Source organism: Paenibacillus sp. MMS20-IR301, from assembly GCF_032302195.1.
In the GTDB taxonomy this organism is placed as follows: domain Bacteria; phylum Bacillota; class Bacilli; order Paenibacillales; family Paenibacillaceae; genus Paenibacillus_AQ.
Map to the genome: position 1 here is coordinate 7,018,291 of NZ_CP135275.1, position 16,268 is coordinate 7,034,558.

Below are 16,268 nucleotides of genomic sequence, written 5' to 3' on the forward strand. Positions count from 1 at the left end.
TACTTAAGGGGGATTCCATGTACAAAGTACTGATAGTGGACGACGAGCATTTCATCCGGGAGCGGCTTGAAGCGATGATTCCCTGGGCGGAATATGATCTGGAGGTGGCCGGAGTGGCCGAGGACGGGGTAAGTGCGCTCGAGCAGATCGCCCGGCTCTCTCCGGATATTGTCATCAGCGATATCAAAATGCCGGATATGTCCGGGCTGGAGATGATCGCGGCGGCGGCTGCGCTTGGACCGGACATCCGGTATATCATTCTCAGCGCCTACGGCGAGTTCGATTATGCCCGCCGGGCGATTCAGCTGGGAGTGACCGATTATCTGCTGAAGCCGACCCGGCCGGAGGAGCTGCTGCAGGTGCTGCTGAAGCAGGTGGATGTGCTCGCTCAGCTGAAGCTGCAGAAGCAGCGTGTCCGGCGTAATCAATATTATGAGGAATCGATCCGCTCACAATATATACAGGAGCTGATTCTCGGCAATCATCCCGGCTACGATTGGCGGGAGGAGTGCGCCCAGGTAGGGCTGGAGTGGATGCTGGAGGGAGAGCTGCGGCTGCTTCTGGTGACACTGGAAGGGCAGGGGACCATTGACCCCAGTGCGCAGTTCGCCGTGCAGAATGTGATGCATGAGCTGCTGCAGTCTTATGAAGACGTTTGCACAATCCGGCTGTCCTTCGGCAAATGGCTGGTTACCACCGGAGGCAGCCGTTCAGATGCAGAGCTCTTGGCTCTAGCGCAGCAATTGTACGGAAGTATTGAGCGGTTCACCAAAAAGAAGGTACATATCATGATCTCGGAAGGGGGCGGCAGCCCGCTTGAGCTGTCCAGACTGTTCTGGGAAACGGAAAAAATGATGGACTACATGGGCGGGAATCCAGAGGAACCCGTCCGTTTCCTGCAGCCCTCCAGCCGGGAGCTGGCATACATGCAGTGGACCAAGCCGATGGCGGAGCTGATCCAGTGGATGCTGGCCGGGGAGACGGAGCAGGTCGTCCGCTGGCAGAATCAGCTGGCCCTGTCCTTCCTGGAGTGGGAGCTGGGGGCAGCACGGCGCTGGTGCTTTGAATGGCTGACTACGATCCGGGAGCATGTGCAGACCGGAGGCGGACAGGTTCTGCCTGATACAGATGATCTTAAGATGCGGATTGCCGCGCAGCCCAAGATTAAGGAACTGCTGCAGTTCTTCATCCATGAGCTGCATCACCTGATCCACCAGCGCCACGGCAAAGGCGCACACCGGCTGATCCGCGTCGTTCTTGAACGGATTGACAGCCAGTATGGCGGGGATATCCAGCTGACTACCGTAGCTGAAGAGCTGGGGATTTCCCCGGTGTATCTAAGTGAGCTATTTAAGCAGCAGACCGGAAGCACGTTCCGGGCGCATCTGCTGCAGGTCCGTATGGGTGCGGCGATCCGGCTGCTGAAGGACCCGACGCTCAAGGTGTACGAGGTCTCTTACAAGGTGGGGTACAACAAGGTGGAGCATTTCGTTAAGCTGTTCAAAAAAGAATACGGCATGACTCCCTCCGAGTACCGGGGGGCACTGGTATGAGCAGACAGCGCCTGCCGTTCCGCCGGTTCCACCACAAATTATTTCTGCTGATTCTCCTGCTGACGCTGGCTCCGATTCTGATTGTCGGAACAGTAAATATACTCGTGACCTCTAATCTGTTCACCCGGCAGCTGGAGGAAAGCTCGGACATGATTCTCTCGCGCACGGCCGCTCCCTTCGAACAGCTCTATCAGGAGTTCGAAACTACGGAGCGGCTGTTTCTGCATGATGAAGAGCTGGTCCAGGCCCTGAACAGCCATGAGGAATCGGTGCTCCGGCAGATCGGGGTAGCGAACCGGCTGCAGCAGTTTCTGACGAATATCAAATATATCAACGGCGATTTCAGCGTCAGCTTCCGCCTGCCGGAGGAGCATTATCTGGCTCATTACGGGCTTCCTGTTAAGGCAGACCCGGAGTTTCTGCAGGGGTTGTCGCTGGACCCGGGAGCGCTGGAGCAGATGTACCGGCTGGCCGGCGATGAATCCTCCGGGCAGTTCACCTGGATTGTGCCGGTCGGCAGCATCACCCGCCGCGAGCTGTACGGCTGTATGCTGATCTCATTGCCATACAGCTATATTCAGGATCTGCTCGGCGCGCCGCTGGAGTCGGGACAGCGGCAATACCTGCTTACGGACAATTCGCTTGAGGGTGATATCCTGATGGGCTTTCAGGGGGCAGAGGGAGATGATAAGCTCCGCGCTGCCCTGCTGCGTGCGGCTGCTGAACCGGGCAGCGGCAGATCCGGGAGCGGCTACGCTGAAGCGGGAAACTACTATTCTGCGCGGCAGGTCGGGCAGAATTGGACCCTGCTCGGCATCGTGCCGAAGAAGCATGTGCTGCTGCCGCTCTATCAGGTCTACCAGTGGACAGCCGGGGTGATGGGCTTGCTGCTGCTCGTGTCGACGCTGGTATCCAGCCGGGTGGCGCGTAATTTCTCCCGCCCGATTGAGCGGCTGGCCTCGCTGGTTGTGCGCAAAAAAAGCGACGGGGCCCATCTGAATATCCCGCCGCTCACGCGCGGGGATGAAATCGGCATTCTGTATGACGGCATGCGCGGGCTGCTGATGGAGATCCGCGAGGAGCAGGTGCTGAAGCGGGAGTATCATCTGCGGCTGCTGCAGTATCAGATCAATCCCCATTTCCTGTACAACAGCCTGGATACGATTAACTGGAAAGCGCTGGAGCACCGGGACCGCGAGCTGACCGGTATGATCGGCCATTTGACGGGGTTCCTCCGTGCCGGGCTGGACGGTCCTGATGTCGTCACCGTGGAGCAGGAGCTGAAGCATCTGAACAGCTATATCGGCATGCAGCAGATCCGCTATAAGGAGCAGTTCGCCATTACGGTGGATATGGAGCCGGGGCTGCTGAAGCAGCGGATCGTCAAGATTTCGCTCCAGCCGCTGGTGGAGAATGCGATTATGCACGGCATGAGCCGCCAGGCCGGAGGGAACCGGATTGAGATCAGGGGCCGGCGGGCAGACGAGGATAGCTATAGTATTGAAGTGTATGACAACGGCATGCTGCTTGATCTGGCCAAGGTGCAGCGCCTGCTGAATGAAAGAGAACCAGATCCGGCCTCCTTCGGCATCCGGAATGTGCATGAGCGGATCCGGCTGTATTTCGGCGAGGCGTTCGGAATTCAGGTTAATCTGCTGGAAGCGGGCAAAAGCTTCGAACTCCGGCTCCCTTTTACAAAGTACGGAAACGAATAGACGGGATCTGCAAGAAGCCCCCCTTTTGTTCAGTAAATATGAATTCCGAGGGGTTAGCCGTGCGCGGATTCCTTTCTATAATCAGGGTGTAATCAAAACAAACATAAGGGGTTGAACAATCGGATGAATACAAAATGGAGCAAACAGGGACTCCTGGGAGCGGCAGCAGCACTGCTGATTCTGATGACCGGATGCGGGAATAACAGCAATAGTAGCGGCAACGGGAATGCCGGCCCGTCTGCGGGCAGTAATGCAAGCGCCCCCAAAGAAAAGGTATCGATTGAGGTATGGGTGAACTCACGGCATGACCTGGAAGTGCGGGAAAGCCTGATCAAGAAATTCAATGAAACCAACCCGGACAATATTGAGATCAATTATAAAGTATTCGCCGACAACTACGAGGAACAGCTGAAGCTGGCGCTGAATGCGGGCAACCTGCCGGATATTGCCTATAATATCTCCGCTGATCTGGCCAATGCGGGTTATCCGCTGGATCTGAATCCGCTGATCACACCGGAGATCCGCGCACGGTTTGATGAATCCGCTCTCACAGTTCCGCCTACCGCCAAGAACGGGGAGCTGGACCGGGTGTTTGAGAATGTAACAACTGTGAAGCTGATCTACAATAAGGATCTTTTTAAGGCCTCGGGCCTTGATCCGGAGAAGCCTCCGGTAACCTGGCAGGAGATGAGTGACTATGCCAAGCAGATCACGGCCAGCGGCGGCGGACAGAAATTCGGGCTGGGCCTGCCGGTCAAGCAGACCGTATTCTGGAGATATTATGTGATCTATCCTTCAGCGCTCTCCGGTGATATTAACGGCCGTGAAGGCTGGAATGCGGTAACGGGTAAATACGACTTCTCGCCGTTCGCCAAATATGTGAAATGGTGGATTGATGTGAACAAGGAAGGCAGTGTCTTCCCTGGCGTCGGCACTTACGACAATGATATGATCCGCGCACAGTTCGCGGAAGGCAATATCGGCATGCTGTCTGCAGCCACCTGGGATATTGGTGTATTCAATGACCAGTTCCCGGCGAAGAATGACTGGGCTGTTGCGGATTTTCCGACATGGGACGGCAAGCAGCTGGGGGGCACGCCTTATGAAACGGCCAACGGGTTCAGCATCAACAAGAACTCCAAGCATCTGGAGGAGGCCAAGAAGGCTTGGGAGTTCCTGATCTCGGATGAAATGTTCGTAGAGCTGGCCCGCAAAGGTCTCGGTTCCTTCACCAACCTCGCCGCTCAGGACAAAGCCATTCAGCCGACTGACCGCAAGGGTACCGATGGCTTCGTTATCGGAGCAGACTCAGTGGATTATCCCATGGCACCGCGGCTTGATTATTCCGTCGTGAATCCTCCGCTGAAGGTAGGTTCGCTGGATGTCAGCAAATCGGCTGTCGTCAATGATGTAATGAATCAGCTGTTCATGACCAGCAAGGACCTGCCGGAGATTGAGAAGACACTGCAGGAGTTGGGCGATGCCTTCAACAAGCTGGCGGAAGCCAATACCGCGGCCGGTACCATAGATCTGAACAACTACCTGAAGCCTGATTTCAAACCGTTGAAGCCTTAAAAAAGCTAGTAAGGAGCTGCAGGGGAACTAAACTAGTACCTGCTTTTGTTGGCACAATCTCAATGGTTAAGGGAGTTGTGTCAACAAATTTAGCGGTTCTTAATTTCGCCCGCAGCTTCAAGGATGCGCCCCGGCCCTGCTTGACCGTCATTGGCAAGGCCGGGGCGCATTGCCCATTATGCGGGAGGAAGTTCAGGGGAGGAGAAGCGGTATGGCGAATGCAGATATGGATGGGAGGAGGAAAGCGGGATGAATAGGGATGTGAATGCAGGTACGGGTGGAGGAGCAAGTGCAGGAGCAGGTGCGGGAAGAAGTGCAGGAGCAAGTGCAGGTATGAGTGCAGAAGGAGGTGCGGGAAGAAGTGCAGGAGCAAGTGCAGGTATGAGTGCGAAGGCGGGTGAAGATTCGGGTGCAGGTCCTTCCGCATCCGTAATAGAGAAGATTCGGCAGCATAAGGTGGTGGCGATTCTGCGGGGCCTGCACGCTGATGACGCACTGCGCGTAACCGAAGCGCTGCTTGCAGGCGGCATCACGCTGGTGGAGATCCCGTTCAATCAGCGCGGGGCCGCGCCGGGGCATGATGCGCCGGCGGTTATCCGCCTGCTCAAGGAGCGCTTCGGCGGCAGTCTCTGCATTGGCGCAGGCACGGCACTGACGGCCGGGCAGGTCGATCTTGCCGCCGCTGCCGGGGCGGAATTCATTCTGTCGCCCGGTACCGCGGCAGCAGTGATCACAAGGACGAAGGAACACGGCCTGGTGTCTGTACCAGGCGCGGCTACAGCCAGTGAGATGGCCGAGGCTTACCGCTGCGGGGCGGATATTGTGAAGCTGTTTCCGGCCGGAGACTTGGGGATCGGCTACATGAAGGCGGTGCTGGCTCCGCTGAATCATATCCCGGTAATGGCGGTTGGCGGCGTGGACGACAGCAATCTGCAGGAGTGGCTGCAGGCTGGAGCATGCTCGGTCGGAATTGGTGCGCGGCTTGTACGGGAGGTGTGGGTGAAGGAACGGCGGTATGACGAGCTGACGGCACTGGCTGCGCAGTATGTGAGCCGGGCAGTACAGGGCGGGAAGACAGGCAGTTAGAAGTTATGGAACTGGCGGTATAGAGGTGTGCAGATGAGCGTGCTGGGAGTTTTATTGTATTTTGTACAACAGACAACGGTTAAATCAGCCTGAAAATAGAATCTATTGTAGTTTGTACACTAGTTTCTTAGAAATTAGGCATTTTAGTCTCCTTTCCCTGAAAAGCATTGTACGAAATACAATAGAATGGATTTTTTGGCTGTTTTCCAAGGAAACTACTGCATTAAATACAATGGCTCCAACACTACGGGCATACTAGCATACTCTTATTGCTGTCAGGCCCTTGAGAGTTTCAGTACAAGCTATATAGCAGCGTAACTCCGGCTTAAGCAGAGTGGGCTTGGAGATCGTTTTGTAGTCAGAGCTAAATCTTCAATGAATGAAAGAAGGATAAGAACTATCTATTTAGGAGGATACAAGAAACATGGATGCAGACAAGGATTTATCACTGGCACCGCCGGAGATCGTTACCTCTCCCGGAGAGAAATACCGTAAGGAGAACCGCCAGTGGCAGGGAATTCCTGCTATTGAGCGTACTCCGGGAGGGAGGCTGTGGGCCGCGCTGTACAGCGGCGGCGATACGGAAGGGCCGGATAACTATGTCGTCCTGATCACCAGCGGGGATGACGGGGTGACCTGGTCCCATCCGGTGCTGGCTGTGGACCCGCCCGGCCCGGTACGCGCCTTCGATCCCTGCCTGTGGATGGACCCGGCAGGCAGGCTTTGGCTGTTCTGGGCACAGAGCTACGAGTTCTACGACGGACGTGCCGGTGTCTGGGCGATGGTCAGCGGGAATGCGGATGAAGCGGCTCCGGAATGGAGCGAGCCGCGGCGGATAGCAGACGGAGTGATGATGAATAAGCCTACCGTACTCTCTACTGGCGAATGGCTGCTGCCCTATGCAGTATGGGGCTTCCGGGATAAAGAGACCGGAGAGCAGATTTCATCAGAGCATAATCATCTTCCGGCTGAGATGTATGCGAATGTCCTCTCCTCTAAGGACCAGGGGGAAACCTTCCACAGGATCGGTTATGTGGATATGCCGCAGCGGAGTTATGACGAGCATATGCTGACTGAGCTGAAGAACGGCGGCCTTTGGATGCTGGTGCGCACTTACGGCGGCATTGGGGAGAGCTTTTCCGCAGATCAAGGTGTTACCTGGTCTGAGCCGCAGGCGGATGTGCTGGAAGGCCCCTGCTCGCGCTTCTTCATCCGCCGCCTGCACTCGGGCAATCTGCTGCTGGTCAACCATCATAACTCCGAGGGCCGGAATAATCTCAGCGCCATGCTGTCACGGGATGACGGCAAGACCTGGGAAGGCTTCCTGCTGCTCGATGAGCGGGAGAATGTCTCTTATCCGGACGGTGTGCAGGCGGCAGATGGCCTGATCTACATCATTTATGACCGGGAGCGGTACAAAGACAAGGAAATTCTGCTTGCGGTATTTGAGGAGGCCGACGTATTAGCGGGTCAAGCGGTTTCAGGCCGCGCCCGGCTGAAGGTGCTTATCGAAGAGGGGACAGCTGACTCTTAATTTGGAAGAATGGAGTTCAAATTTGAGTTAGGGAACACCCGATCAGGATCGCAATTCGAAATCCTGCATGAAATACAACATTCCTCCCACGATTTCGCTGCTAATCGAGAATTGTTGTAAGAAATGCAGCATTCTGCCGCTATCAAACAGGTTAAGGGAGCTATTGTTGTATTTCATGCAACAATCCAGCGATTTTGCGAGAATGGCAGCATTTAAGTTGTATTTTCTGCAGCATTTAGGCTATGTAAATAGATTTGAGGAGGTTAATCAATGAAGAGATATATGCAGGCATTATCATTCATTCTGGTTATCACTTTGCTTATCAGCAGTCTGAATTTGACCTACGGTACGGCGAAGGCGCTGGCTGAAGAGACGGAGAGTCCCGATCTGGAGCAGATTGCTGCTGCCTGGCCGGTCGCTTTTGAAGATACCTTCAGTTCGCCGGCAGCGAATTGGGATGCCCCGGCCGGCAACTATATGAACTACGAGATTACCGGCGGAAGGTTCGCCGCCAAGGATAACTATTCCAGCTCCAAAGCCAGAATAAAAGGGAAATCCTGGTCGCAGTTCATGCTGAGCTTCAATCTGGTGATTCCCGATCTTTCGGCGGCGGGCGCTTTTGCCAGGGTGGATCTGGGCGATGCCGGCAGCGCGAACTATGACTCCCTGCTGATCAAGCAGAACAAAGTCTCGTTCTTCAAATCAGGCGTAACGGGAGAAACTACGCTGTCTACAGCCTATCCCGTGACTTCCGGGACGGGCTATGATGTGCGGATGCTGGTTGAGGGAAATACAGTGGTCGTGCAGATGAAATCCGTGACGGAGACGGTGTACCAGACGCTGGGCGAATACACGAATCTGTATACAGCGGCTGCCCGGACGGTAACCTTCGGGCATAATCTGGCTAAGCCGAGCCTGGATGATGTCCGTGTCTATTCACAGGAAGGCCAGGAGCCGCCAGTTCCTGACATCGACCAGATAACTTCAAATTGGCCGGTAGTGTTCGAGGATCTGTTTCAGACGCCTACGGCCAAGTGGGATACGCCAGCCGGCAATTATATGAATTATCAGTATCTGGGCGGCAGATTTGTGGCTAAGGATGTGAACTCTACCTCCAAGGCGAGAATCAAGGGCAAGTCCTGGAAGAAGTTCCTGCTTACATTCAACCTGACCGTACCTGATCTGTCGGCGGCGGGAGCTTTTGCCAGAGTGGATCTCGGAGATGTGAACAGCGGGAACTATGATTCCCTGCTCATTAAGCAGAATAAGATCTCTTTCTACAAATCAGGAGTTACCGGGGAGACAAAGGTAGCCGATTATATCATAACTCCGGGTGCGGCCTATGATTTCCGGGTGCTGGTGGACGGCAATTCGGTCATTGTGCAGGTGAAGGCGGCGGGAGAATCCCAGTATCAGACACTGGGCCGGTACACGGGGCTGTATGATGCGGTTAAGCGGACGGTTACCTTCGGGCATCATTTGCTGAAGCCGAGCCTGGATGATGTGCGGGTGTATGCTCTTGCGGCTGATAATCCGTATACCGGACCAGTCCTGACAAGCATGCAATTCTACAAGACAGCGATGAACCTCAAAGCCGGGGAGACGGAGAATCTGCGGATCATCTATGAGCCCGCGGCGGTAGAGCTTGATGATGACAGTGTGATCTGGACCAGCAGCAATGAGCAGGTGGTGAAGCTGACCGGCACTGCGTCCAAAGCAAGAGCGGTAACGGCGCTCAGCCCCGGAACGGCAGTGATTCAGGCAGTTACGGCGGACAACCAGATTACGGTGACCAGCACGGTCACGGTTACTCCGGCGACGGCTGCGGGGAGCGGGAGTGCTGCTTTTGCCGTCTACGGGGAGAAGCAGTTAATCCCTTCTGATCTGTACGGGATCAATTACCAGAAGCTGAATGATCTGGGGCGGACCGACAACTGGTACAGTAAGCGTGACATCAGGCTGATGCAGGATATCGGAGTCGATCTGCTGCGCGTCCCGGACGGAACTTCGGCTAACTATTATCTGTATAACGACGGCTCTCTGATTAATGCCAATGATCCGCGGTTCAGCGGGATTACCACTGGCTTCGAATATACTTCGGTGAACGGGATTAACAACGGGCTGAACGGGATTTTTCTGGAGGATATTTACCGGGCACCGAATGAGCTGGAGCTGCCGAGCACGTTTGTGCTGAATGTGGCTTTTCAGAGCGTGGAAGAGATTACTGCCGAGGTAGAGGAGATAGTCAGCCTGTCCGATCAGCCAGTGCGCATCGAGATGGGCAATGAATTCTATCTGAACAAATACGGCGGCCAGTTCCCGTCCGTTACCGATTACGTCTATAAGGCGCGCGATGTGTATCATGCGATCAAAGAGATTGACCCGGCTATACAGGTGGGAATCGTAATTCTGGATAAATGGCAGGAGACGATTATTGTAAAAGACCCCGATTCGCATAAGCCGAACGATCCGCTCGATCTGGAGGACACAGCCGGCAACCGTTATGTGCGCTGGGAGGAGTGGAACCGGACGATTGCCGCCAATCCGGATATCTATGATGCTGTAATTCCGCATGAGTATACGGGGATACACAGCATTGATGATATGACCCAGTCCGATTTCATGGACTTCCTGTATATAAACAACGAAAACCGCTACCAGCTGATTAAAGAGCAGGCGTTAGAATTCCCGGGCAAGGAGATCTGGATCACGGAGTATGGCGGCATCAGCGGGCTGATCTTCGGCGGGGAGACGAATCTTGCGGAGAAGGGCCGGATTCACCTGGGCAAAACCCCGGCCTACTCCCTCCACTACATGGAACGGTTCATGAACTTCATGAAGACCGGCAAGGTGCAGGTTACTGCATATCACTGCCTGATCGACAACCAGTTCTTCGGCATCGTGCAGGACAGCTTTGACAGCAGCAATAAGACCGGCATGGTCGTGCTGCCGCCGTATTATACCTTCCGGGAGATCGGCAGTCTGCTGAAGGATAATGACTATTATTATGATCTGGCCATGACGAGCGGTGATTACCGGATGCTTAACAATGCTGTACCTGCCAATTATGTCTACGGCAAGGATCTGAAGCTTAATGATGTCGGCGCCTGGGGACTCGGGAATGAAGACGAAATGACGACCGTCGTATTCAGCAACCGGACGGATAAGGAGATTGAAGTGTCGCTGCCGGGCCAGGAGCTAATGCCAGTCTGGACTTACGGCGGTGATCCGGTGCCGGATTATCTGGTCAACGATTATACCATCTGGAGACAGGAGCCGAAGAACAATCCGCTGCCGGTAACCCCGGGCGGAGAATTTGCGGCAACGGCTACTTTGCAGCCGTATTCGATGACCGTTGTGAAGCTGCATGCAGCCAGCTATTCCGATGTAGGTGCAGCTCACTGGGCCCGGACCTATATAGAAGCTTTAGGTACCAAGGGTGTTGTATCGGGTGGAACAGGGACGGAGTATCTGCCTGAAGCCCTTATAACCAAAGCGGATATGGCAGTGATGCTGGTCAAAGCACTGCAGATGCCGAATGACTATTCGGATACACCGGCGGTGTTCAGTGATGTTGCGGGTAGCTCGGTTGTGTATCCGGCCCTTGCAGCGGCAGTGTGGAAAGGGATTGCAGCAGCGGACAGTTCCGGTAACATCAACCCGAATCAGCACCTGACGGTGCAAGAGATCATTGCCATGACGCAGAATGCGGCTGTGGTGCTGGGCAAAGATCCTCAGCTGGTCGTGAACCCGGGCTTCGGCGGCACGCCTTCTCCTTCGGGCTATGCTACCCGGGCGGAAGCAGCGCGGATTGTGTATGCGCTGCTTGAGCTGCAATGATCGACCGGAAAGTAATGTTAAATCAGTCTATATTCAGATTGGAGCATAGGTTATGGATGTGGTGAGCCTAGGAGAAACAATGGTTTTGTTCACGCCGGAGAAGCGGGGGCAGATGCGCTACAGCCGGAGCTTCTCCTCGCAAATCGCCGGTGCCGAGACCAATACCCTGATTGGGCTGGCGAAGCTCGGCCATCAGGCGGGCTGGATCAGCCGGCTCGGCAATGATGAATTCGGCGCCCTCGTCCGCGCAGCCGTGCGGGGGGAAGGTGTAGATACAGGTCAGGTCATTATTGACGGAGAAGCCCCGACAGGCCTGCTGTTCAAGGAACGGCTGAATGAACGGGAGGTGCGGATGTACTATTACCGCTCGCATTCCGCCGCCAGCCGCCTGCAGCCGGGGGATATTGATGAAGCTTATATCGCTGCTGCGAAATATTTGTACCTGACCGGGATTACGCCGGCGCTGAGTCCCTCCTGCCGGGAGAGCGTCTTCCATGCCGTTGAGGTGGCCCGCAGGCATAAAGTGACAGTGGTGTTTGATCCGAACCTCCGCCGTAAGCTGTGGGGAGAGGAGGAGGCACGGTCTGTGCTGAAGGAGCTGGTCAGGAAGTCGGATATCGTGCTGGCCGGCATTTCGGAGGGTGAATTCCTGTATGGGACCAAGGATTGCACCGAACTGGCCGGGCATTTGCACAGGGAGGGCTGCGGCACCGCAATTATTAAGCGCGGCGAGCTTGGCGCCTATTATTCCAATACGCTCGAGGCACGTTATGTCAGCAGCTTCAAGGTAGCCAGAGTAGTTGATCCGGTGGGAGCGGGTGACGGTTTCGCCGCCGGGGTGCTGTCCGGGCAGCTGGATGGCCTGCCGCTGGAGCAATCGGTCGCACGGGGCTGTGCGGTGGGAGCGGCAGTAACGATGGTCAGCGGAGATATCGAGGGATTGCCCGATCGCCGGGCACTGGCGTCACTGTTGTCAGCGGCAGCGGAGGATGTACAGCGTTAAATCTGTAACAGGGAGTGGAGACATGGGTAAAGCGACAGAAATTCTTAATGAGCAGGATTATTACCGGATCGTATATGGCGGCTGGCTAGGCAAAAACATCGGCGGAACCCTCGGTGCTCCCGTAGAAGGAGTTAAAGAGCTGCTGCAGCTGGATTTCTATCCGGAGCTGCCGGACGGGCCGCTGGAGAATGATGATCTGGATCTCCAGCTGGTCTGGCTGCATGCGCTGGAGCAATACGGGCCGGGAATAACGGCACAGCAGCTGGGACAGGAATGGGTGGATCATATTTTTTTCCCGTTCGATGAATACGGATATGCCTTAACTAATCTGCGGCGGGGGCTGAAGCCTCCGCTGGCCGGTTTGTTCAATAATCCCTTCAACAATTGTATGGGCTCGCCCATCCGCTCGGAGATCTGGGCGATGGTCGCTCCGGGAATGCCGGAGGTAGCTGCAAGGTATGCCTATGAGGATGCGATCACGGACCATGCGGGCGGCGAAGGTGTGTACGGGGAAATGTTCTTTGCGGCGCTGGAGAGTGCGGTCTTCTATGAGCAGGACCGTGATACCTTAATTGAAATCGGCCTCGGATTCATCCCGGCAGATTGCCGCACGGCACTTGCCGTCAGGGATTTGCTGCGTTGGCATAGCGAGGGGCAAGACTGGCTGAGCGCGCGGGAGCTGATTCTTCAGCATCACGGGCACAGCAACTTTACGGACGCTCCGCAAAATATCGCCTTCACCCTGCTCGGCTGGCTGTATGGCGAAGACTTCGAAGACGCCATTCTGAAGGCGGTCAATTGCGGCTACGATACGGACTGTACAGCTGCTACGCTGGCCGCGATCCTCGGAATGATCCTCGGGCCGGAGGGACTGCCGGCCAAATGGGTTGATCCGGTCGGCAACCGGGTGGTGGTCAGCCCGCCGATTAACGGATTTCCGCATCCGGCCACGCTGGAGGAGCTGACAGAGCGGACCATAGCGATGGGCAAGCGTGTGCTGGCCCACGCCGGTTCCCGGATTGTGGTGCTGCCGGATCTGCCGACCCGGCTGACCGCGCCGGATGTGGCTGACGGGTCTTTCAAGGAGTTATGGACACGCGATCCGGGCGTGGATATCCGCTATCTGCCCGAAGGGTCGCAGGAGCATGCGCTGCTGAAGCTGGAAATCCGATATGAGGGCAATGATCCGGGCATAGGTGCCGGAGGCTCCAAGGCGCTGGCGTTCAGGCTGACGAACCTGACTAACATGCTGCTGTCCTTCCGTACTGGACTTGTGCTGCCGGAGGGCTGGCAAGAGGCGGAGCAGGGATGGATGACTGGGCGAAGTCAAGAGGTAGGGCAGGGCTGGGTGACTGAGCGGACTCAGGAGTCGGGGGAAGGAGAGAGGACTGGGCGAAGTGAGAAGGCCGGTCAAGGCTGGGGAACCGAGCGAAGCCAGGAGGCGGCTCAAGATAGGGTAGTGGAGCAGGAAGCTGGAGGAAACCGGACTGAGCAAGCTCAGGGTGCCGGGAGAAGTCTGGCAGTGGGTCAAGTCCCGGTAATGGAGCAGGGAACTGAGGGAAAGCAGGCGGGTCAAGCACAGGTAACTCTAAGTCTGGCAGCCGGGGAGAGCTACAGCTGGGATACGCTGATTACAGCGGCGGAGGAGCTGGAGGAATCCGCCTATCCCCTGCAGCTGCAGCTGACCCGGCTGCATAACGGTGCGGAGTGGGCGGTTCTCCGGGTGCCCTTCACGCTGGTCCGCGCTAATGGCTGGCTGGTTTCTGGTCCGGGCGGCAAGGCTGAGAAGCCGGTCTGGATATCCGGGAACCGTGTGCCGCTTGACGAAGCTGCCGGGCTGCATACCGCTGGGTGGTACACCGGGCGGACGGCACTGCATAATCCGCTGGAACGCGAGGTTTGTCTGGCTGTATCAGCTCCGGGAGCGGTCCGGCTGAAGCTGAACGGCAAAATGATATTGGATTCACCCGGAGCCGAGGATGCACTTCCGGCGTATCACCGGGGAGCAGACGGGCAGCGTATCGAGCTGCATTTGTCCGCCGGGGTGCACCAACTGGAGGTAGAAGCCCTTCGCGGGCAGGACCCGCTCGAGCTGCACGTACTGACGGTAGCTCCCGCTGTCACCGAGCAGCCCGGCTTCTGCTACAGTCTGACTGATCTGCGGCTTGATCTGCCTGAGGGAGGCCGGCTTAAGTAACAGGATTATAGCGGGCTGAATGAAGAAAGCGAAGTAAGTGGAAGGAAGTAAATGGAATGAAGTAAAAGGTAGAGTTAGAAGGAGAGAAGGAGTGAGGATAGAGAAAGTATAAGGTAGGTAGAATGAGTTGGGTTCTATAAAGTTAATGGAGTGAAGTAAGGGGAATGAAGTAAAAGGGAGAGTTAGAGCGAGAGAAAGAGTGAGGTTAGAGTAAATATAGAATAGGTAGAATAAGTTGGGTTCTATAAAGTTAATGGAGTGAAGTAAGTGGAATGAAGCAAACGGGAGAGTTAGAAGGAGAGAAGGAGTGAGGATAGAGTAAGAGTAATGAAGTAAGTAACTTAGATTAAGGTAAGTATAAAAAAACTGTCCTCTTGCAGAGAAACTTTGCTGGGGACAGTTTTTGTGCTTGTTACTAAAAACTCTACTGGGAGAGGATAAAGTGAAAAATCCCACTAATCCAGCCAAAAGTGGGCTACGTGGAGGAATTAGAGTGAAAAATCCCTCTAAACTAGTCAAAAGTGGACTAAGTGGGAGAAGTAGAGTGAAAAATCCCACTAAACTAGTCAAAAGTGGACTAAGTGGGAGAAGTAGAGTGAAAAATCCCACTAATCCGCCGAAAATTAAGGGCACAAGTGCCCTTAATTCCGCCAGAACCAGGCGGGCAGAGCAAAATAGGGGCACAAGTGCCCTTAAATCCGCCGAAATCAGGCGGACTGGGCAAATTAAGAGCACAAGTGCCCTTAAATCCGCCGAAACTAGGCGGACTGGGCAAAATAAGGGCACAAGTGCCCTTAAATCCGCCGAAACCAGGCGGACTGGGCAAAATAAGGGCACAAGTACCCCTAAATCCGCCGAAACTAGGCGGACTGGGCAAATTAGGGGCACAAGTGCCCTTAAATCCGCCAGAACCAGGCGGAGTAACTATATGAAGGCCACAAGCAAGTGCCCCTAATTCAGCCCGGCAATCCCCTCTGCCAGCTCTCCTTCTGCTTACATTAATTTGTAAAAGGGAAGATTGATTTTTTTGGCAGAAGGATTGATCTAAGCGTTTTCATCTGCTAGAATATCATTATCGTTTATCGATAATGTGGAGGTTGGAGCATGAGTGAAATGAACGGTCCGCTGATTAGTTTATCGATTAGTCAGCAGATATATGAGCAGATTAAGAATGATATTTTGTCCGGAGTATACACTCCCGGTGACCGCCTGCTGGTGCTGGAGCTGGCAGACCGCTTCAAGGTGAGCCAGGCCCCGGTGAGGGAAGCGCTGGAACGGCTGAAGTTTGATGAGCTGATTATTGGTGCGCCTAACAAAGGCTCGGTAGTGTCCAATATCTCCGCGAAGGAGATCCGCGATATCTTCGAGCTGCGTGAGGTCGTGGAGATTTATGCGGTCCGCAAGGCTCTGCCCCAGCTGAATGAGGCCGATTTCCGGCACATGGAGCAGACCGTCCGCCAGATGGAGGAAGCGGTAGCTAAGCAGGATATGCTGCAGATACTGCAGTGTGATCTGGAGTTCCACGGGTATCTGTATGAGCGCTGCGATAATCAGATGGCGCTTGATATCTGGAACCGGATGAAGATGAAGATGATGCATTTCATGTCCATTTCAGTGCGTGTGCATACTACCGACCAGCTGGTGGAGGAGCATCTGGCGCTGCTGGAAATTATCAAGTCGGGCGATCTGAAGACGGCCGAGAAGCGGTTCAAGCAGCACATGAAGGGCTACAAGCTTTTCTCGGTGTGACAACCGCGCTCCAGCG

Annotated in this window: 9 protein-coding genes; all 9 read left to right on the top strand. The window is 55.2% G+C overall.

The features are described 5' to 3' along the window. The first annotated feature begins 17 nt into the window (after window positions 1-17). Entirely contained in the window at window positions 18-1,553 is a 1,536-nt protein-coding gene (locus tag LOS79_RS30225; RefSeq protein WP_315414594.1) for a response regulator, read from the top strand. Then, on the top strand, window positions 1,550-3,268 hold the full coding sequence (locus LOS79_RS30230; protein WP_315414596.1) for a sensor histidine kinase: 1,719 nt from the start codon (window positions 1,550-1,552) through the stop codon (window positions 3,266-3,268). The genes LOS79_RS30225 and LOS79_RS30230 overlap by 4 nt, the downstream gene beginning before the upstream one ends. A gap of 123 nt (window positions 3,269-3,391) precedes the next feature. Beyond that, window positions 3,392-4,843, top strand: coding sequence for an ABC transporter substrate-binding protein (locus LOS79_RS30235; RefSeq protein WP_315414598.1), 1,452 nt, complete (start codon window positions 3,392-3,394; stop codon window positions 4,841-4,843). A gap of 249 nt (window positions 4,844-5,092) precedes the next feature. After that, entirely contained in the window at window positions 5,093-5,929 is an 837-nt protein-coding gene (locus LOS79_RS30240; RefSeq protein WP_315414600.1) for a bifunctional 4-hydroxy-2-oxoglutarate aldolase/2-dehydro-3-deoxy-phosphogluconate aldolase, read from the top strand. Window positions 5,930-6,353: 424 nt separating this feature from the next. Then, window positions 6,354-7,463 carry a sialidase family protein gene (locus tag LOS79_RS30245; protein ID WP_315414601.1) on the top strand — a complete coding sequence of 370 codons (1,110 nt, stop codon included), beginning with the start codon at window positions 6,354-6,356 and terminating at the stop codon, window positions 7,461-7,463. Between the two features lie 270 nt (window positions 7,464-7,733). Then, window positions 7,734-11,303, top strand: coding sequence for an S-layer homology domain-containing protein (locus LOS79_RS30250; protein ID WP_315414603.1), 3,570 nt, complete (start codon window positions 7,734-7,736; stop codon window positions 11,301-11,303). A gap of 52 nt (window positions 11,304-11,355) precedes the next feature. Beyond that, entirely contained in the window at window positions 11,356-12,306 is a 951-nt protein-coding gene (locus LOS79_RS30255; protein WP_315414604.1) for a sugar kinase, read from the top strand. A gap of 22 nt (window positions 12,307-12,328) precedes the next feature. Continuing rightward, window positions 12,329-14,503: an ADP-ribosylglycohydrolase family protein gene (locus LOS79_RS30260; RefSeq protein WP_315414606.1), complete on the top strand. Its 2,175-nt coding sequence runs from the start codon at window positions 12,329-12,331 to the stop codon at window positions 14,501-14,503. Window positions 14,504-15,607: 1,104 nt separating this feature from the next. Further along, window positions 15,608-16,252 (top strand): GntR family transcriptional regulator, encoded by a 645-nt coding sequence (locus LOS79_RS30265; RefSeq protein ID WP_315414607.1) that lies wholly within the window; start codon window positions 15,608-15,610, stop codon window positions 16,250-16,252. The last annotated feature ends 16 nt before the right edge of the window (window positions 16,253-16,268 follow it).